Here is a 20,439-nt window from a genome sequence, read left to right as displayed (position 1 = left end):
AGGCGGCTCCTCTAGGGCCGCCCGCTTTGCTTTATCACGGATTGGAACGGATTTAGATTTTGACGATGATGCGGCGGCGGTACATCCACCAGGCCACCAGGCCCCAGAGGGCCGCGTAGATGAGGGAATAGACGAAGGTACCGGGGCGGCTGTAGCCGAAATACGGCAGGAACAGCTGGTCGTAGAGCCACAGGCGCAGGGGCTGCTTGCTGCCGTCGGGCAGGCGCCGGGTCAGCTCCAGCAGCTGCTGGCCCATTTCCGACAGGGCGTAAATCGTCAGGGCGTTGACGCCGAAGACGAGGGGCAGCGTGGTGCCGCGGCGCCACTGCTGCACGTCGCAGAGCCAGTAAAGGGTGCCCAGGCCAGCCCCGGCAATGCCGCCGGTATAGAGCACGTAGGAGCTGGTCCAGAGCTGCTTGTTGATGGGAAACCAGCCGTTCCAGATCAGCCCCAGCCCAATCAGCCCGAAGCTGGCGGCCAGCAGCCAGGCCACCCGCTCGGCCACCGGGCGCGGCTGGCGCAGCCACTGCCCGCACAGCACGCCCAGCAGCCCCGTCCCGATGGCGGGCAGGGTGGAAAGCAGGCCTTCGGGGTCGTGGGCCTCCAGCTCGTTGTAGAGGTGGCGGTGGGTGAAGACGAGCCGGTCGAGCCAAGTGCCGAGGTTGGTGAGGCGGCCCAGGTTGGCCGCGCCCACGCCGGGCACGGGCACCAGGGCCATGAGCAGGTTGTAGCCGATGAGCAGGCCGGCCAGCGTCAGCAGCTGGGTGCGCCAGCGGGTTTTGAGGAAGAGCACGGCGCAGATGCCAAACACCAGCCCGATGCGCTGCAGCACCCCGGGAATGCGGAAAGAAGTGAAGTAGAACTTCGGCACCAGGTCGATGAGCATGCCCAGGGCCAGCAGCAGCAGCACCCGGCGCAGCACCGTGAGCAGGGCGCGGCCCTGCCGGGCCGGCTCGCGCCGGGCCCCGCCGAGGCCGTACACCAACGACACGCCGGCAATGAACAGGAAGAAGGGAAACACCAGATCGGCGGGGCTGCAGCCGTGCCACTCGCGGTGCCCGAACAGCTCGTAGGTCGGCGGCGGCCCGATGTAGTTGACCAGCAGCATCATCATCACCGTCAGCCCGCGGAACACGTCGAGGGCCAGCAGGCGACCTGGGCCGGAAGTTTCGGCCACGGGCGTGGTGTGGGTGGTAGCCTGGGCGGCCTGGTCGGTGGATTGCATGCGGCGGGATTGGGTATCAGGGCTAATGTAGAACGTCCTGTCGAGCGAAGCCGAGACATCTCGCGTGCTGACGTCGGGTAGTTAATCAATCATTCAACGAAGCAATTACTATCCAGCGAGATGTCTCGATCCTCGCTTGATGCTCGACATGACGTTCCAGCGGGATAATCGTCCACAAAATCCGTGAAATCCGAGAAATCCGTCTAAATCCGTGATTCAGACTTTGATGATGATGCGGCGGCGGTACATCAGGCCGAGCACCACCAGCCAGATGAGCACGCAGGTGAGGGCGCCGGCCAGGGAGGCGTTGCGCGGGTCGGTAAAGACGGGCGTGAAGAACGAGTGGTAGAGGTAGTCTTTCCAGCTCACCGTCTGGCCGGCGGCGTCGGTGGTTTTAAGCAAACCCAGGCTGCGGGCAATGATACCGGAGAGGAAGAACACGGTAATGGCGTTGACGCCGTACCAGAGCGCGGGCTGAATCCAGCGGCGCCACTGCTGCACGTCGCACAGCCAGTAGAGCAGGGCCAGGGAGCAAATGGCGTAGCCGCCGGTATAGAGCACATAGGAGCTGGTCCACAGGCTCTTGTTGACGGGCAGCCAGCTGTTCCAGATCATGCCCAGCACCAGCAGCGCGCCCCCGTCGATGAACAGCCAGACGACTTTTTCGGCCGGGGCTACGTCGGGGCGGCGCAGCCACTGGCCGGCCACCACGCCCAGCAGGCCGGTGGCAATGGCCGGCAGCGTGCCGAGCAGGCCTTCCGGGTCCCAGGTGCGGCTTTGCTTCCACAGGTGCGCCTCGCTCAGCACGGTGCGGTCGAGCCAGGCGCCGATATCCTTGCCGGGCAGCAGCAGGGCTTCGGCCTGACCGGGCGCGGGGATGAGCAGCAGCAGGTGGTAGCCGACGAGGATACCGGCAATCAGCCAGAGCTGGGTGCGGCGCGAGGTGGTCAGAAACAGCACTCCGCAGGCCCCGAACACCAGCCCGATGCGCTGCAGCACGCCCAGAATGCGCACCGTGCCGAACTCGAACTTCGGAAACAGGGCCATAAACAAGCCCAGCGCGAAGAGCACCGCCCCGCGCCGCAGTACCCGCCCGATGGTGGGCCCCAGCGGGCCGCCCCGGGCCTTGATGCCGCTCAGCGCGTACACCACCGACACGCCCACGATGAAGAGGAAAAAGGGGAAAATCAGGTCGGTGGGCGTGCAGCCGTTCCACTCGGCGTGCTCCAGCGGCGCGTAGATGTGGCCCCAGCTGCCGGGGTTGTTCACCAGAATCATGGCCATGACGGTGAGGCCGCGGAATACGTCGAGCGAGACGAGGCGGCCCGGCTGCGAGGCCTGGCTTGCGCCTTCCTTCGGTTCGGCCAGCGGCTGGGTGTGGGTGGTGGCTTCGGCAGCCTGGGTGGTGGATTGCATAACCTCGGATGAAAACGGATGCAGGAACGGATGGAAGGGATGCTACCCGGAAGGTAAGGCTCGGCGTGACGTTGCTACGCGGCGGGCCCGACAGCCCCGAGGGGCGCGGCTTAAAAATAGTGGTGCCACGGCTTCAGAGCCGTGGCACCACCCGAACGTCATGAACGAATCCGTTTCTATCCGTTCAGCCATCCGTCAGATCTGCGGTCCTAGATAGCCGGGTCGGCCGGGGTCGAGGGGTTGTTTTCGCGCTCCACCCGCGGGTACGGGAAGTAGTTGCGGTTGCGCTCGGCGCCGGTGGTGCCGGGCGCGGGCCGGTTGAAGCGGCGGCTGTCCTCCAGGCGGAAGCCCTGGAAGGCCAGCTCCACCTGCCGCTGCCGGTAGATGTCGAGCAGGATGGCCTCCTGGGTTTGGGGGCCGCTGTAGGCCGCTAGGCCGGCGCCGGGGGGCGCGGTGGGCAGGCCGCCGGTACCGGTGGTAGCGGCGGCGGTGCTGGTGCGCACGCGGTTCAGCTCGGTTACGGCGCCTGCCAGGTCGTTTTTGCGGGCGTAGGCCTCGGCCCGGATCAGCAGCATCTCGCCGGGCAGATACACCGGAATTGGGGCGTTGGCGGCGGTGTAGAAGCCGGTGCCGCGGTTCTGGGTGGACGTGGGCGCGGCGCGGGTGTAGAATGGAATGCGCCGGTCGTTAGCCTCCGGGGCCAGGGCGGCGGGCAGGCCCAGATTCACGTCGGTGGGCTCGTACACGTTGCGGTTGCCGAAGGTCACCTCGAACAGCGGGTTGCGGGTGTTGTCGTCGAAGTTGAACACCGAGCGGCTGGCCAGGTCCACCCGGCCGGCGGCGGCAATGGCCTTGTCGTAGTCGCCGGCCAGCAGGCTGTAGCGGGCAATAAGGGCCTGCAGGGTATTGGGCAGGTTGATGCCGGGCACAATCTTGCTGGTAAAGTCGGCCGACACCGGCGCGGCGGCCAGCTGGGTGGCGGCGGCTTCCAGCTGCGCCACGGCCGACTGCAGCAGCTGTACCCGGGGCACGAAGGCGGCGTTTTCGCCCGCGGCCAGCGGCCCCTGCTCGAAAAACTGCGCCTGCGTGCCCAGGGCCAGGGCCCGGAAGATGCTGGCGTAGGCCACGATGCCGCTGCGGGTGCCCGGGTCGGCGGCGTTGCCGGCATTGGCCAGCACCAGGTCGGCGTTGGCCTTCACCAGCTGGGTCTGCGTCCAGAGGTTGCGCACCACAATGTTGCTGTTGGTGAGGCTGCCGGCGCCCAGGCTCACGTTGTACTCCTCGATGTTGCCGACGTTGATGACGTTCAGCTCGCGGGTGGTCAGCCCGCCCGAGGCCACGATGTTGTAGAGCGGACTCAGCGCCCCGCCGGTGGTGTAGCGGTACTGCAGGCCGTTGCACACGGTTATCAGCCCGTCGGAAGTGGCTACCACCTGCTCCTGGCTGGCGGTGCTCGGGTTCAGGTATTCTTTGTTGCAGCCGCCCAGCCCGAGGGCCAGCAGCGGCAGCAGAAGCAAGTATCGTTTCATGGGAAAGTGCGAAAGGGTAGTGTTTCAGGCCAAAGGCTCCTGGCCGTCATGTCGGTTCTCCCGCCCGTCATGTCGAGCTTGTCGAGACACCTCGCGTGCTGACGTTTGCGGGTAAAATCTTCGTTCAACGAGAAGATTAGTACCCGAGCGAGATGCTTCGCTTTGCTCTGCATGACGTGCTGGTGGACTTAGCCGGCCGTTCTACATAAGCGCTAGAACGAGGCCGTCAGCTTCACCTGGTAAGTGCGCGGGATGGGCACGTTGCCGAAGTCGATGGCGCGCAGCAGGTCGGAGGCGCCGCCGGCGCTGGTTTCTGGGTCGAAGCCGTTGTAGTTGTCCCAGGAAATCAGGTTGCGCCCCACCAGCGACACGTTCAGGCTGCGGATCAGCGGGCTGAACGTGGGCAAATCGTAGCTCAGGGCAGCCTCGCGCAGCTTCACGAAGGAGCCGTCGTCGATGCGGAATTCCTGGGTGTTGTAGATGGCGAAGATGTAGCCCCGCGGCAGCTCCCCGCGCAGCTCCTTTTCGGCCAAATCGCCCAGGCCCACACCCTGCCGGGTGCGCTTGTCGGCGTTGAACACGTCCACGCCCTGCACCGCGTCGAGCAGCACCCGCAGGGAGAGTTTGCGGTAGCTCAGGCTGGTGCTGAACGAGCCCGTCCACTTCGGGTTGGGGTTGCCGATGAGCACGTTGGCAATGGCCGTGCCGGTGGCGTAGCTGGGCTGCCCGTTGCCCTCCCGGGCCGGCACGAAGTCCACCGAGCCCACGGCCTGGTCGCGGGTGCGCTCGTCCTGCGGGAAGCCCTGCGGCGTGAGCAGCAGGGAGCCGTCGGGGTTGCGGGCGTAGCCCGAGCCGTAGAACACGCCCACCGGCTGCCCGGCCAGCAGGTACACCGGCGCCCCGGCCACGTTGTCGACGGAAATGGCCTGCACCGCCCCGTTAGTGCCCGGCAGGTCCAGCACCTTGTTGCGGTTGCGGTTGAAGAGCAGCGCCACGTCCCAGTTGAAATCCTTGGTGCGCACCGGCGCGGCCGTCAGCTGCACCTCCAGCCCCTTGTTTTCCAGCGACGCCACGTTGTTGGTGATGGTAGCCCCGCCGGTGGAGGGCGCCAGGTTGCGGCGCACCACCAGGTCCTCGGTTTTCTGGCGGTACACCGTCACGCCCAGGCCCAGCCGGTCGCCCAGGAAGCCCAAATCGGCGCCGGCCTCGATTTCGGCTACCCGCTCGGGGCGCACGTCGGGGTTGGCCAGCTGCGAGCCGGGCAGAAAGGTATTGCGGCCCAGAAAGCCCACCGGCAGAAACTGGTAGAACCGCTCGTAGCTGTTGATGCCGTTCAGGTTGCCGGCCTCGCCGTAGCTGGCCCGCAGCTTCAGGGCGTTGAAGGCCTTGTTGTAGCTCGCGTTCTGCCAGAAGCCCAAATCCGACAGCACCAGGGAACCGCTGACTTTGGGGTAGAGCTGGTTGGTTGAGCCCTCAGAGAACTTCGACGACCGGTCGCGGCGCACGGCCCCGGTCAGAAAGGCCAGGTTGCGGTAGCCCAGGGTGCCCTGCACGTAGGCCCCGCTCAGGTCGAACTGGTCCAGGTCGAAGCCCGAGGTGACGGTGGTGCTGGCCGCCCCGCTCACGGTGGTGATGAAGGGCGTCAGGTTCTGGCCCTGGGTGCGCGTGACCTGCTGGCGGCTGTACTGGTAGCTGTAGCCGCCCAGGAGCGACACCTTGAACGACTCGCCCAGGGGCCGCTCGTAGCCCACGTTCACGTCGGAGTTCAGCAGCAGGGCGTTGGCCAGGCCGTTGGCGGCGTAGCCCTGCGGGTAGCGCTGGGCGGGCAGCCCGGCCACGGCCTGGTACGGGTAGGGCCGGATGTAGCTCTGCCCCTCCTGCCCGTACACGTCGGCCCCGAACACGTAGTCCACCGAGAAGCCCTTGAACGGGGTCAGGTTCACCTGCACGTCGCTAATGGTGCGGCTCACGCGCTGGGTAAACTTCATGTCCTCGATGGTCGAGAGCGGGTTCACGCGGGTGGGCTCCACGGCCAGCAGGTTGCCGCTGGCGTCGCGGCGGTTGATGTCGTAGATGTTGTTGGTGATGTTGACCGAGTTGATGGGGCTGTAGAACACGTTGCCGTTGGCCTTTTCGTCGGCCAGGCTGTTGCTGTAGGCCAGCCCGGCCGTCACCTTGGCCCACTTGGCCAGGCGCTGGTCCACGCGGGCGCGCAGGTTGTAGCGGGTGAAGGCCGTGCCGCGGATGATGCCCTGGTTTTTGAGGTAGCCGCCCGACACGAAATACTGCGTCCCTTCCGAGCCGCCCGTCAGCGAGACGCCGTTATCGGTGCCGTAGCCGCGCTGGAAGATGTCCTCGAAGTAGTTGTAGCGCGTCACGTCCACCAGGTTGGTGGCCAGCGGGGTGTTGGCGTTGGCCCGGTTGATGACGGTCGTCGTCAGGCCCGGCACCGGAATGTTGGCCGACTGCAGCGGGGCGGCCGAGCCGATAGAATACAGCCGGAACGTGTTGGTGGTCAGCGAGCCGTCCGGGTTACGGGTCGGGTACGTATCGGCCCCGAACTGCTTGCCGTAGGTATTCACCGGCACCATATGGCGCAGCTCGTTCATGTTGAAGCTGGTGTAGGCCGTCACCCGCACCTGCCCGGCCTGCCCGCGCTTGGTGGTGATGATGACCACCCCGTTGGCGGCCCGGGAGCCGTACTGCGCCGCCGCCGCCGCCCCGTTGATGACGTTGATGCTGGCAATGTCGTTAGGGTTCAGGTCGGCCAGGCGGTTCTGCCCGGTGTTGGCCACGCCCACGTCGCTGGTCACCGCCAGCTGCGACACGTTGATGCTGGCGTTGCTCACAATCACCCCGTCGATGACGTAGAGCGGGTCCGAAGAGCCGGCCAGGGAGTGAATGCCGCGCAGCCGCACCGACATGGCCCCGGAAGGGTCGCCGGAGTTCTGCACGATCTGGGCGCCGGGCACCTTGCCCTGCAAGGAGTTCAGCACCTGGGGCGAGCCGCTCTGCGTCAGCTCCTTGCCCTGCACCGTGTTGATGGCGTTGCCCAGCTCGCGGCGGTTCACGCTCACCGTCGAGCCGATAACCACCACGTCATCAAGGTTCTGCCGGGCCTCGCTCAGGCTGATGTCGGTTGTCACGGCGTCGGCCGTGCCCAGCGTGAGCGGGCGGCTCTGGGGCTGGTAGCCGATGATGGACACCTGCAGCGCGTAGCTGCCCGGCTTGAGCTGGGCCGTGAAGCGGTAGTTGCCATCGGCATCGGTGGAGGCGCCCTGGGTGGTGCCTTCTACCAGCACGGTGGCGCCTGGCAGGCCCTGGCCGCGGCCGTCCGTCACCCGGCCCTGCAGCGTGTACGACTGCTGCACCGCCTGCGCCACCACGGTGGCCGGGGGCAGTAGTCCGGGAATCAGGCAGCCGCCCAGCAGCAGGGGCCGCGCCCATAAGTAGATGTTGCGCATAAGGGAACAGGAAAAGGTGGGAAGTGAATGGAATGCCTGAGTAATGTACAAGTTTTAATAACACATTAATGCTGTTTGAAAAATTGGCTCCGCCCGCAAAGCCGACTACTCGAATGGGCCCGCACCCCGCACCCCGGCCAGTGGTGCCGCTACTCCCGCTGAAAGCCGCCTCTCCGCCCGGTCAGCCCGCAAAAAACCGCTGTCCGATTCCACCCGGCACCGTCAGAAACCACGCAAAAAACCGGCGGTCCGCGGCTCCGAACCCCAGGGTTTCGGAGCCGCGGACCGCCGCCTAACGGGACCTTGCAATATGGCGCGCCGCTTTACATAGTCCAAGAACTATGCAGTAGCATCAAGCCGGGCGGACTGCCGCATGGCCGGGCTCAGTACTGCCAGCGCACGAAGGCCTCGATGCCCTCGTACTCGGGCAGGCCGAGCTGGTCGTAGATTTTGGCGGTGGTGCGGTTGCGCTCCTCGGCCCGCTGCCAGAACTCCCGCTGGTCGGCCCCGGGGAACAGCGGCCGGTCTTTCTGCGACTGGTGCTTGAAGATGGCGCGGCGCTTGCGCGTCAGCTCCTGGGGCGAGAGGGGCACGGCCATTTCAATCTGGTCGATGTCCCACTCCTGCCAGGCACCGCGGTACAGCCACACCCAGCAGTCCTGCAGCCACGCGGCGCCTTCGGCCTTGAGGCGCTGCACGGCCTGCATAATGGCGGCCAGGCACACCCGGTGCGTACCGTGCGGGTCCGACAGGTCGCCGGCGGCGTAAATCTGCTGGGGCTGCAGGCGGTTGAGCAGGTCGATGGTAATCTGAATGTCCTCCTCCCCGATGGGCTTTTTGCGCACCCGGCCGGTTTCGTAGAAGGGCAAGTCGAGGAAGTGGGCCCGCTCGTCGGGGTCGAGGCCGGCGAGGCGTAGCGCCGATTTGGCCTCGCCGCGCCGGATGAGCCCCTTGATCTGCTGCACCTCGGCCGAATCGACCTGCCCGGGGGCCTTGCGGCGCAGAAACTCCGATATGCGCTGGTAGAGCTGCTCAGCGGGCTGCTCCCCGGGCAGGCGCAGGGCCTGGTCGTAGTCGGCCACGAAGTCGGCGAAGCGGATGGCCTCGTCGTCGAACACGGCAATGTTGCCGGAGGTCTGGTAGGCCACGTGCACCTCGTGGCCCTGGTCGACGAGGCGCAGCAGGGTGCCGCCCATGCTGATAACGTCGTCGTCGGGGTGCGGGGAGAAGATGAGCACGCGCTTGGGGAAGGGCGCGGCCCGCTCGGGGCGGTGGGTGTCGTCGGCATTGGGCTTGCCGCCGGGCCAGCCGGTGATGGTGTGCTGCAGCTCGTTGAAGACGCGAATGTTCAGGCCGTAGGCCTGGGTGTCGGAGGTGGCCAGCAAATCGGAGAGGCCGTTTTCGTTGTAGTCCTCGTCGGTGAGCTTGAGGATGGGCTTCTGCAGCTGCCGGGCCAGCCAGGTCACGGCCTTGCGCACGGTGGCCGCGTCCTGCCAGTTGCTGTCGAGGCCGGCCAGCCAGGGCGTTTTGCGGCGCGTCAGCTCGGCGGCGGCGGCCTCGTCGAGCACCACCTGCACGGCCGGGTGCTGCTGCAGGTAGGTGGCCGGCACCGAGTCGGTCGGCTCGCCCTCCACGGTGCGCTTCACCACGGCGGCCTTGCCCTCGCCCCAGGCCATCATGATAATCTGGCGGGCGTCGAGGATGGAGCCCACGCCCATGGTCAGGGCCCGGCGCGGCACGTTTTCCTCGCCGTAGAAGTCGGAGGCCGCGTCGGTGCGGGTGATGTGGTCGAGGGTGATGAGGCGGGTGCGCGAGCGGGCGCCGGAGCCGGGCTCGTTGAAGCCGATGTGGCCGGTGCGCCCGATGCCGAGCAGCTGCAGGTCGATGCCGCCGGCCTCGCGGATCTGCTCCTCGTAGCGGCGGCAGTACTCGGCCACCTGCTCGGCCGGCACGGTGCCGTCGGGGATGTGGATGCTGCCGGCCGGCACGTCGATGTGGTCGAACAGGTACTCGTGCATGAAGCGCACGTAGCTCTGCAAGGAGTCGGGCGCCATGGGGAAGTACTCGTCGAGGTTGAAGGTGACGACGTTCCGGAACGAGAGGCCTTCCTCGCGGTGCAGGCGCACCAGCTCCTCGTACACGCGGGTGGGCGTGGAGCCGGTGGCCAGGCCCAGCACGGCGGGGCGGCCCTCGGCGGCACGGGCGCGGATGAGGTCGGCAATCTGCCGGGCCACGGCCACGGAAGCCTGCTCGGAATCGGGGTAAACCTGGACGGGGACGCGCTCCTGGGCGCGGGCAGCTGAGTGCATGGCGGGCGGGGTTGGTGGGCGCTGCCAAGGTAAAGGCTTTTACCCGGGCGCGGTCAACTTGCATCATTCAAAGTTTCGGCCGTCTCTTGCTTGCTGAATTTGTTTATGCTTCCCGCTATTTTAATCTTACTTTACAAGCTCCCACGCCCCATTTCCGGCCGACGCGCGCCCCACCCGCCGGCGGCCAACCGTTTTTCCGTCTTCGATTCCGGCTCTATGTCAGCTTTTTGCTCCGTTTGCCGCTTCTGCCTCCCCCACACCTGAATTTGCATCCGTGCGCGGCTATATAGCCGCGCACGTTCTGTTTTCGCCCCTTTTCTCATCCTTTTCCCATTGCTCTATGAATAAACTTTTATGGTCATTAGCCGTGCCCGGCCTCGCGCTGGCGCAGCCGGCCTTGGCCCAGCAGACGCGCACCGTAACGGGCGTGGTGACGGCCGCCACCGACCGCTCGCCCCTGCCCGGGGTGAACGTGGTGGTGAAGGGCACCACCACCGGCGCCCAAACCGGCTCCGACGGCCGCTATACTTTGCAGGTGCCCGCGGGCGCTACGCTGGTGTTCAGCTTCATCGGCTACGACGCGGTGGAGCGCGCCGTGGGCGACAACTCCTCGGTGGACGTGGCCCTGGCCGCCAACACCACCCAGCTGCAGGAGGTTAAAATCACGACGGCCTACGGCATTCAGCAGGAGCGCCGCCAGATCAACTACGGCGCCCAGCAGGTCACGGCCAAGGACATCATCGAGTCGCGCCAGCCCAACATCGTCAATGCCCTGCAGGGCAAGGTGGCGGGCGTGCAGGTGACCAGTTCCGGCGGGGCGCCCGGCGAAGGCGCGGCCATCGTCATCCGGGGCGGCAACTCGCTCGACGGCGACAACCAGCCCCTGTTCGTGATTGACGGCATCATCATGGACAACTCCTCCTTCGTGGAGTCGACGGCGCCCGGCGGGGGCTCGGCCTTCAACGGCATCCTGGGCCGCTCGGTGGCCTCGCCCAACCGCGCCGCCGACATCAACCCCGAGGACATCGAGAGCATGACGGTGCTGAAGGGCCCGGCCGCCGCGGCCCTGTACGGGCTGCGCGCCGCCAACGGGGCCGTCATCATCACCACCAAGAAGGGCAAAGCCGGGGCTGTGAGCATCGACTACCGCACCCAGTACTCGGTGGACGAAATCAACCGCCTGCCCAAGCTGCAGAACGTCTACAAGCAGGGCACCGCCGGCGTGTTCGACCCGACCACGCGTCTGTCGTGGGGGCCGCAGTTTGCCCCCGGCGAGCAGGTGTACGACAACCTGGGCAACTATTTCGGCAAGGCCAAATCCTGGCAGAACTACCTGACCATGACCGGCGGCACCGAGAAGGGTTCCTTCCTGCTCTCGGCCTCGCACCTGGATCAGACCGGCGTGGTGCCGGGCTCCGACTTCAACAAATCGACGGTACGCCTGTCGGGCACGATGAAGTTTTCGCCCAAGATTTCGGCCCAGGGCTCGGCCCAGTACCTGAACTCGGGCGGGCGCCGCTCCCTGCAGGGCCCGGGCCTGTTCGGCGGCACCGGCGGCTACTTCGTGAGCCTGCTCACCTGGCCGCGCAACGACGACGCGCGCAACTACCTGAACCCCGACGGCACGCGCCGCCGCCTCATCGGCGGGGTAGGTTCCTCCGACCCCGATAACCCTTACTTCACGGCCGACCGCAACCCGGTGACGGACCGCACCAACCGCCTCATCGGTAACGCCCAGCTGACCTACCAGCCCACCAGCTGGATTACCCTGAATTACAACCTGGGCACCGACGTGTACACCGAGCAGGTGCGCTCGGTGCGGGCCATCGGCACCTCGCAGCCCGGCAACCAGGACGGCGGCATCTCGGAAACGACCACCCAGAGCCGCCTGCTCAACTCCAACTTCACGGCCCAGTTCACGCGCAACTTCGGCGAGAACATCGGCGCCACGCTGCTGCTGGGCAACACCGTGGAACAGGGCCGCCGCGAAAGCACCGACATCATCGGTCTGGTGTTCCGCTCGCCCAACTTCAACTCCATCAACAACACGGTAAACCGCGGGGCGCTGACCACCAACTCCCTGCGGCGCCTAGTGGGCAATTTTGCCCGCCTGAACTTCGATTTGTTCCGGCAGGTGACGCTGGAGCTGAGCGGCCGCTACGACATGTCGTCGACCCTGCCGCGGCCGGACAAGGGCAAGAACTACGGCCAGGGCTTCTTCTACGGCTCGGCTACGGCCGGCTACGAGTTTACCCGCACCCTGGGCCTCGACAACAACGCCTGGCTGAGCTACGGCAAGCTGCGCCTGGCCGTGGCCGAGGTGGGCAAGGACACCGGCCCGTACCGGGTGGAGTCGCCGCTGGCGCAGAGCACCTACATCGGGCAGGGTTTCCGCCTGGGCTTCTTCGGCTCGAACTCCCAGCTTAAGCCCGAGCGCACCCGCTCCTACGAGGTGGGCCTCGACCTGCAGTTCCTGAAAGGCCGCCTGGGCCTCGACGCGGGCTACTACTACGCCGAAACCCGTGACCAGCTCATTGCCCCGCGCGTGAGCCAGGCTTCGGGCTTTATCCTGCAGTACATCAACGGCGGCACGGTGGTAAACCGGGGCGTGGAAATTGCCTTGTCGGGCAAGCCGGTGCAGCTGGACAACGGCTTCACCTGGGACATCCTGGCCAATTTCTTCCACAACGAGAACCGCGCCAAGGAGCTGCCCAGCTTCCTGACGGAGGTAAACCAGTCGGACTCCTGGGTGATTGACGTGGCCCGCGGCAGCGCCTTCCCCGACCGGCCCATCACCTCCATCGGCGTTATCGACTATCAGCGCGTCAACGACCCGAACTCGCCCTACAACGGGCAGCCCATCATCAGCGCCACCACGGGCCTGCCCTCGGTGGTAGCCGGCACGTTCGTGTACGCCGGCGACCGGGCCCCCGACTTCACCACGCAGGTCACCAACACGGTAAGCTACAAGGGCCTCTCGCTGGCCTTTATGATGGACTTCCGCAAGGGCGGCAAGGTGGTCAACGGCAACGAGTGGGTGATGGTGCGCAACGGCCTGAGCGAGCGGACCCTGGACCGCTACAAAACCGCCATCATCGACGGAGTGGTGCGCAATGCCGACGGCACCTACGCGCCCAACACCCGCCCGGTAGAGCTGACGCAGGGCTACTTCATCAACCAGTACGCCGGCACGGGCTGGGCCTTCGTGGAAGACGGTTCCTGGACGCGCCTGCGCTACGCCACGCTGGCCTACCGCCTGCCCCAGAGCTGGCTGGGCGGCTCCTTCGTGAAGGGCGTGGAGCTGTCGGTGACCGGCCGCAACCTGCTCTTGTTCACCAAATACTCGGGCGCCGACCCCGAAACCGCCTCGGCCGGCGCAGGCGTGCGCGGCGGCGGCTCCGGCGGCTTCGACTACGGCAGCACCCCCGCCACCCGCGGCGTGGACATGGCCATCCGGGCGAATTTTTAATAAATGGCCGAATGGCTCAATGGTCAAATGGTTGATTGTTCATGAACCTAATTGGAACGACCAGCCATTTAGCCATGCAGCCATTTAACAATTCCATCAGATGAAAAAATACCTTCTCCTTCTGGGCTTGCTGCTGGGGGGCGGGGCGCTGACGTCGTGCGAGGATTTCCTCAACGTCAATACCGACCCCAATAACCCCGTCTCTTCCACGCCCAACTTCCTTTTGCCCGGGGGTATCTCGCAGGCTTTTCAGCAGCAGATGTTTACCTCGCTGACCACGGCTTACATCACCCAGTACGTCGTGCGCCGTACTCCCGCGGCCAGCACCGACCAGTACTACTTCACCACCGGCAACAGCACCAACACGTTTAATTACCTGTACTTCTACGCGGCCGGCAACCTCAATGCCACCATTGCCGCGGCGCAGCAGGAAGGCTCGCCCTACTACGTGGGCGCGGCCAAAATCACGCTGGCCATGAGCCTGGCCCACGCCACCGACATGCTCGGCGACGTGCCCTACTCCGAGGCGTTCCAGGGCGCGGCCAACTACACGCCCAAGTACGACCCGCAGGAGCAGGTGTACCAGACTATCTTCCGCCTGCTCGACGAGGGCATTGCGGAAATGCAGAAGCCCAGCTCGGCCAACCTGCGCCCCCTGTACCTGACCACGCCCAGCATCAGCGGCGACATCCTGTACCGCGGCGACACGCAGAAGTGGATCCGGCTGGCCAACTCGCTGAAGGCCCGGCAGCTCAACCACCTCACCAAGAAAAGCAGCTACAACCCCACCGCCGTGCTGGCCGCCGTCGACGCGGGCTTCCAGGGCACGGCCGACGACGCGCAGCTGCAGTTTGAGACGCCCGTGCCCCCGGTGACGGGCAGCACCAACATCTTCGGCACCACCCGCGCCAACTTTGCCACCGGCACCTACTCGCTGAACCTGCTGCGCTACCTGAACGGCAACATCGCCAACGCCACCTACCCCGGCGTAGTTGATCCGCGCCTGCCCGTCATGGCCAATACGGCCAGCCAGGGCGCCAATCCCGGCACGGCCGGCGGCACCACCATCGGCGGCGTGGCCGACTTCTACTACAGCTGGTACGCCCGCGACCTGGGCTACTTCGAGACGGTGACCTACCACGAGCTGAAGTTCATCGAGGCCGAAGCGGCCCTGAAGGCGGGCAACCGCAGCCGCGCCTTTACGGCTTACCGCCAGGGCATCGAGGCGCACATCCGCAAAATCAGCGGCGGGGGCACCTTCTCCTCGCAGGGCATTTCGGTGACGTTCCCGCTTATCACCCAGGGGCAGATCGACGCCTACCTGGCCAGCCCGGCCGTGGCCCAGACCGCAGCCGATTTGACCGAAAAGCGCATCATGGAGCAGAAGTACATTGCCATGTTCCTGAACCCGGAGTCGTGGTCGGATATGCGCCGCTACGACTTCCGCTCCGACATCTACGTGAACTACGCGTACCCCGCCGGCGCCAACCCCATCCTGAACCCGGTGCCGACGGACCCCACGCAGCGCAAGTTCCCGCGCCGCCTGGCCCCGCCGCAGACCGAGACGCTCTACAACCCGCGCGCCGTGGACGCGGCGGGCGGCAACCGGCCGGATTACGTGACGATTCCGGTGTGGTGGGACCAGCCGTAATGCCCGGCGCTGCTCGAGTTTTTCTCCCTACTGATTGCTCTCCCCATGAAGATATTGCTTAACCCGCAGCCCCGCCTGCTGCGTTGGTCGCCGCTGCTGGCAGCCGGCCTGCTCACGCTCGGCGCCTGCGAAAAGGAAATTGAAAAGCCCTACCAGGTACAGGACGACGGCGGCTTTGCGACCATCGGCGCCGCGCCCAGCGGCCTGCAGACCAAGTACGCCCCCGGCGAAACCGTGCGCCTGGTGGTGGGCTACAACGCCGCCGACCAGGTGCGCGACGTGACCGTGTTCCAGGTCGTCAACCGCCAGGACTCGGCCGTGGTCAGCACCACGCCGGCCGGCGGCACCATCGGCACCTCGGGGCTCACGGAGCTGGTCATCCCGTACGTGGTGCCGGCGAACCTGGCCAACAAGATTCCGGTGCGCGTGGACGTGACGACCACCTTCCAGAACGGGGCCACCCGCCTGCGCCGCTTCGCTTACAACGTGGCCGCCGCCCCTACCCTGCGCCTTGGCACCACCGCTTCGCCCACTACCATTACCAACTTCCGCAACAACCTCGCGGCCACGGCCCAGGCGGAGGGCGACATCATCGGCTACAACCTGGTGATTAACGAGGGCGGCATCGGCGCCATACCAACCACGCCCAGCACGGCCACGCTGTTCAAGAACGTGGACAGCCTGACGACCTTCTACCGCATCGGCGCGGGTGCGCCGGTGCGGGCGGGCGTGGTGCTAAACCCGAGCACCGGCGCCGCCAACGCCCGCACCGTGGACGTGCGCGTGCCGGCCGGGGCACAAGGCCAGAACGTCACGTACAGCTTCACGGCCTACGCCGGGCCGTACACGGCTTCCGTCACGGCCGCGCCCGTCAGCATCGTGGCCCCCGCCGCCCTCACGCGCCTGCGCACGGGCCGCATCACGGCCGGGGCCGGCTCGCCCCAGGACTCAGCCGCCTACGACCTGCGCCTGGGCGCCAACGTGCTCAACAGCGCGGCCGCCACTACCAAGGACGCTTACGCCTTCGTGGCCACCACCAGCACCGGCGCCAATACCCTGGGCATGCGGGCCGAAAACACCACGCTGTACTACCGCGTGCCGGCCGCTACGGTAGCCACCGGCTATTTCGCCAACGCCTCGGCCAACGCGGTGGGCACGCTGCTGTACACCAACGCCGCTTCCCTGACCGCCAACCCCGGCCCCGTCGCCCCCAACGACGTGTTTGCCGTGCGCGTGCGCGGAGCCGAGCCCATGCTGCTGCGCGTCATCGGCGTGCGGCCCAGCGCCTCCGGCTCCACCGGTCGCATCACCTTCGAGTACAAGGCGCTCTAGCGGCCCTTTACTCCGCTGAAAAGCCCGCCCAGACTGTTCTGGGCGGGCTTTTTTACTTTCCTCGAAAGGCTCATCAAGTCAGGACGGGCGGCGCCAGGCTCAGGGCTGGGCTGGCCGCACGGCCGGCAGCCAGGGCGCGGAGCTGGCAAAAATGCGCGCCGGGGTGTACTGCCGGGCTTGTTTGGCCGAGAGCTGCCGGCTCCACTGCACCCTCCCCGCGCTGCCCGCGCCGGGCCCTTTCGACTGGTACTCGGCGTAGAAGGCGGTTTTCTCGTTGTCGGCATTGCCCCAGTTGTGCCAGCCCTCGGGGCGGATGTGGGCGCCCAGCTCGCAGCCGATAAACACGGTGCGGGCGTGGGGGCGCCAGGGCCGGCCCAGGTACACCTTTTGGGCCTCGGGCGCGGCCGTCAGCCGGCAGCTGAAAAACACCAGCCCAAAGGCCTGCCGGGGCGTGGTGGAGGCGGCGGTGACGTACGAGTCGGACTTGCTGTGGATGACGCAGCGCTCAAACACGGCCGTGGCCGCGCCGAAGATGAAGTCGGTGGTACCTTCGATGTAGCAGTCCAGGTAGTACTGCCGGCTGTTTTCGGTGGCCAGAAACAGCGTATCCTGGTTGCCCAGCAGGCGGCAGCCGCGCAGCTGGGCCCGGTCGCCCTCCACGTGCAGGGCCACGGCCTGGCCCACCCGCCCGGCCGTGTTTTCGATGGTCAGGTTTTCGGCCCGGAAGTCGTTGCCCTGCACCCGCACCGTCGAGGACGTGTAGGTGGTGTGCTTGTCGGCGTCGCCGGAATAGTCGCCCCAGCTGATGACGACGCCCCGCTGGCTTTCCCCGAGCAGGGTAATATGCGTTTTCTGCGAGGGAACGAGCAGCTTCTCGCGGTAGGTGCCGTTTTTGATGAAGATGACGGCCTCCACCTGCATAAAGTCGCGCACGGCCATGACGGCCTCCTGCACGCTGCGGTAGTCGCCGCTGCCGTCGGCAGCCACTACCAGCCGCACCGACTTGTTGAACGAGGGCGGCTCCGGGGCTTTGGCCGGCGCGGGCGGGGTGGTTTGGGCGTACAGGGCAGGGCCGCTCAGCAGCAGGGCCGCGGCCAGCAGCGCGGGATGAAGACGCATGATTACGAGCAAGCGAGAAAGTAGAAACCGGCCTTTGATGAAGGCCGCGAAGGTGGCAAAACGACGGCAGCGGTGGGAACTTCGGCGGCCTCTTCAGCCCAATCTGCCCCGGCGAAAAGCCGACCCCGGCGCAAAAACCGACTTTTTTCGTGAATATAGGCGGCCCTGCGCCGCGCCGGTCGAGCCTAGGTATTCCCGTTGTTGCTTCCCTCCTGATGCCCACTTACCGGCTGCTTTGGATTCTGCTGCTTTATCCACTGCTAAGCAGCTGTGACCGAGCTACCCCAGACCAGCCGGCCGCCACGCCAGCGTACATATTCCCCCGCGCCCCGGCCGTGTCCGACGCGCAGGGCCGCCCCCACGACTCGCTTACCTTCTACCTGCCGCCCGTCGACTCGCTGTACGCGTATTACCCGGAAGACCTCCCCGGCTCGTCACGCGACGCCCGGCATGACTTTCTGACGCACCTTTCGGCCGAGCTGTACTACTTCGGCGCCCCGGTGCTGGCCAACGTGCCCCAGCCCGGGCGTACCTGGCGGGCCCTGCGCCACAGCGGCTTCGACTACACCACGCTCTTCACCGTGCGCGAAACGGCCCCGGGCCGGGCGCAGCTGCGCATCCAGACGCTCGACCGGCACCCGCGCATCGGTGGGCCCACGGCGCCCCCGCCCCCGCCGCCCGTCCTGCGCGATGCGGCGGGGCGCCTCATTCCCCGCGACACCAGTACCACGCCCGAGCACCGCGCCTACGAAGCCTGGGCCCGGCAGCCGCCCCAACTGGTCTGTGACACTACTTTCGCCCTCACCGCGGCCCAACGGCAGCAAGTGCTCCGGCACTTCGAGCAGACGCTGCCCGCGCAGTCCGGCGTGTCGAACGATATAGCCGACTGCTGCGACGGGGCTTCCTGGCTGCTGGAGGCGCAGACGCCGGGCCAGTACCGTTTCTGGCTTCACCGCGAAGGCAGCAGCACGCAAGGCCTGGCCGGCTGGCTGCTGCAGCAAGGCCGCCGGGCCCGCTGCCTACCGCCCGAATAAGCGCCCGAAGAAGCCGCGTTTCTTCGGCTTGGCCTTGGTTTTGGTCTTGATGGTGACGTTGTTGCCGGCCGTCGTTTTGCTCACGCCGGGCCGGGCACTGGTTTCCGCCGGGGGCAGCGTCACCACGGGCTGGCTCTTCGGGTTGGGCGCGGTGGCAATGGGCGTGGCGGGCTCGGTGGCCTGGGCCACCACCGGGCCGGCCACCGAGCCGATGGTCGTCACGCGCAGGGGGCTGCTTTCGTTGTGCAGGCGGTCCAGGGCCGTCACGTAGTAGGCGTACTCGGTGCCGAAGCGGGCGGCCGTGTCCACGTAAGCCAGCGTGGGGCGGCGCATGCCCGGCATGATGGTCAGGATGTGGCGCGGGTCGTCGGGGCTGGGCTGCTCGCCGCGGGCAAAGCGGTAAATGACGTAGGCCGAGGCCGAGTCGCCATCCGCCGCCGCCGGGCCAGGGCGCCAGACGAGCGTGACCGGGCCGCCGCCGCGCGTGAGCGTGAGCTGCTGCACCGAGCGGGGCGGCACGGCGTCCTTCCAGGGCATGGTGGGCAGCAGGGCCGGGTACTGAAACAGGTTCTGGCGCAGCGAGTCGGTGGTTTTGAGCGGGTTCAGCAGCACCGATTTGGCCGAGAAAAACACGCTGCCGCTGATGTCCTGCGGGTACGAGCGGTTCAGGCGCACCTGCCGCGGCAGCTCCCGCGGGCTGCGCCAGGTGGTATCCGACTTGGTGCTTTCCAGCATGCGGTAGGCGCCCTGCCCGATGTAGAGGTGCCGGTCGAAGCGGTTGCGGCTCCACCATTCCAGCAGCGTGGCGTAGGAAGCGGCCTTGAAGTTGGTGCTCCAGTACAGCTGCGGCAGCACGTAATCCACCCAGCCCTGGCGCAGCCACTCGCGGGCGTCGGCGTAGAGGCCGGTGTGGCCCTGAAAAGCGCGGGTGTCGGAGCCCTCGGGGTCCTCGTTGCGGTTCATCCACACGCCGAAGGGCGAAATGCCGAACTTCACCCAGTGCTTTTCCGCGTCGATGGAGTCGTGCACCTGCTGCACCAGCTGGTTCACGTTGCGGCGGCGCCAGTCGGGCACGCTCAGCCCCTCGTCGTTGTACTGGGCGTAGGCCTGCTCGTCGTGAATGACCTGCTTGGCCTCGGGGTACGGGTAGAAATAGTCGTCGAAGTGCACCCCGTCGATGTCGTAGCGGCGCACCACGTCCATAATAACCTGGGTGATGTAGGCGCGCACCGCGGGCAGGCCGGGGTTGTAGAGCAGCTTGCCCGAGTAGCGCAGAAACCACTCCGGGTGCTGGCGGTACGGGTGCTGGGGCGCCAGGCGGGCGGTGGTCGTGTCGGTGCTGGCGCGGTAGGGGTTAAACCAGGCGTGAAATTCCATGCCGCGTTTGTGGGCCTCCTCGATGAGGAAGGGCAGCGGGTCCCAGCCGGGCGCCTTGCCCTGCCGGCCGGTCAGCCACTTGCTCCAGGGCTCCAGGCTGCTCTGGTAGAAGGCATCCGAAGCGGGCCGCACCTGCACAAACACCGCGTTGATGCCCGTGCGCTGCTCCGAATCCAGCAACTTGATGTACTCCCGGCGCTGCTGCTCGGGCGTCAAATCCCGGCGCGAAGGCCAGTCGATGTTTTCGACGGTGGCAATCCAGACCCCGCGCAGCTCCCGCTTGGGCGGCGGCGAAGGAATGGGCGTGGTAATGACGGCGGGTTTCAGGGCCGCCGAGGGCAGCACGGCCGAAGGTTGGGCCGACAGGGAATGAGCGAGGAACAGCGCCCCAGCGGCGCCCAAAAGCAAACGACAACGCATCAACAGGAATCCGGCGGGCGACTCCGGCCGGTGGCCCGCACTGGCTACCGGCAGTTCGCCCGCTGCAAATTACGCATGTCGCGCGGGCTTGGCT

Annotated in this window: 11 protein-coding genes; 4 read left to right on the top strand and 7 right to left on the bottom strand. The window is 66.7% G+C overall.

Going from position 1 to position 20,439, the window contains the following annotated elements:
- Positions 1-52: 52 nt before the first annotated feature.
- The 5 genes from EJV47_RS21720 to nagB form a co-directional block, all read right to left on the bottom strand.
- The gene (locus EJV47_RS21720) at positions 53-1,225 is read right to left on the bottom strand and encodes an acyltransferase family protein (RefSeq protein WP_243651261.1); all 1,173 of its coding nucleotides are present in this window, start codon (positions 1,223-1,225) and stop codon (positions 53-55) included.
- A 216-nt stretch (positions 1,226-1,441) separates the two neighbouring features.
- Positions 1,442-2,641: an acyltransferase family protein gene (locus tag EJV47_RS21715; RefSeq protein WP_126695313.1), complete on the bottom strand. Its 1,200-nt coding sequence runs from the start codon at positions 2,639-2,641 to the stop codon at positions 1,442-1,444.
- Between the two features lie 209 nt (positions 2,642-2,850).
- On the bottom strand, positions 2,851-4,170 hold the full coding sequence (locus tag EJV47_RS21710) for a RagB/SusD family nutrient uptake outer membrane protein (RefSeq protein WP_126695312.1): 1,320 nt from the start codon (positions 4,168-4,170) through the stop codon (positions 2,851-2,853).
- Between the two features lie 212 nt (positions 4,171-4,382).
- Positions 4,383-7,634 carry a SusC/RagA family TonB-linked outer membrane protein gene (locus tag EJV47_RS21705; protein WP_126695311.1) on the bottom strand — a complete coding sequence of 1,084 codons (3,252 nt, stop codon included), beginning with the start codon at positions 7,632-7,634 and terminating at the stop codon, positions 4,383-4,385.
- Positions 7,635-8,017: 383 nt separating this feature from the next.
- On the bottom strand, positions 8,018-9,943 hold the full coding sequence (nagB, locus tag EJV47_RS21700) for a glucosamine-6-phosphate deaminase (RefSeq protein WP_126695310.1): 1,926 nt from the start codon (positions 9,941-9,943) through the stop codon (positions 8,018-8,020).
- 340 nt (positions 9,944-10,283) lie between these two features.
- On the opposite strand from nagB, the gene EJV47_RS21695 reads away from it, so the two are divergent.
- The 3 genes from EJV47_RS21695 to EJV47_RS21685 all read left to right on the top strand — a co-directional run bounded on the left by EJV47_RS21695 (position 10,284) and on the right by EJV47_RS21685 (position 16,395).
- Positions 10,284-13,412 (top strand): SusC/RagA family TonB-linked outer membrane protein, encoded by a 3,129-nt coding sequence (locus tag EJV47_RS21695; RefSeq protein ID WP_126695309.1) that lies wholly within the window; start codon positions 10,284-10,286, stop codon positions 13,410-13,412.
- 100 nt (positions 13,413-13,512) lie between these two features.
- Entirely contained in the window at positions 13,513-15,063 is a 1,551-nt protein-coding gene (locus tag EJV47_RS21690; protein ID WP_126695308.1) for a SusD/RagB family nutrient-binding outer membrane lipoprotein, read from the top strand.
- Positions 15,064-15,108: 45 nt separating this feature from the next.
- A complete protein-coding gene (locus EJV47_RS21685; RefSeq protein WP_126695307.1) occupies positions 15,109-16,395 on the top strand; it encodes a hypothetical protein in 1,287 nt (428 codons plus the stop codon).
- A 99-nt stretch (positions 16,396-16,494) separates the two neighbouring features.
- Here the strand turns inward: EJV47_RS21685 and EJV47_RS21680 are convergent, their stop codons facing one another.
- Positions 16,495-17,514 (bottom strand): pectinesterase family protein, encoded by a 1,020-nt coding sequence (locus tag EJV47_RS21680; protein WP_126695306.1) that lies wholly within the window; start codon positions 17,512-17,514, stop codon positions 16,495-16,497.
- 215 nt (positions 17,515-17,729) lie between these two features.
- Between EJV47_RS21680 and EJV47_RS21675 the strand changes: the two genes are divergently transcribed.
- Positions 17,730-18,548, top strand: coding sequence for a hypothetical protein (locus EJV47_RS21675; RefSeq protein WP_126695305.1), 819 nt, complete (start codon positions 17,730-17,732; stop codon positions 18,546-18,548).
- Here the strand turns inward: EJV47_RS21675 and EJV47_RS21670 are convergent.
- Complete coding sequence (locus tag EJV47_RS21670; protein ID WP_126695304.1) at positions 18,534-20,345, bottom strand: family 10 glycosylhydrolase; 1,812 nt, start codon at positions 20,343-20,345, stop codon at positions 18,534-18,536. The genes EJV47_RS21675 and EJV47_RS21670 overlap by 15 nt on opposite strands.
- Positions 20,346-20,439 lie beyond the last annotated feature (94 nt).

Source organism: Hymenobacter gummosus, from assembly GCF_003970915.1.
GTDB lineage: Bacteria > Bacteroidota > Bacteroidia > Cytophagales > Hymenobacteraceae > Solirubrum > Solirubrum gummosum.
Note: the sequence above shows the minus strand (reverse complement) of the source record. Positions and strands in the feature narration are given on the sequence as shown.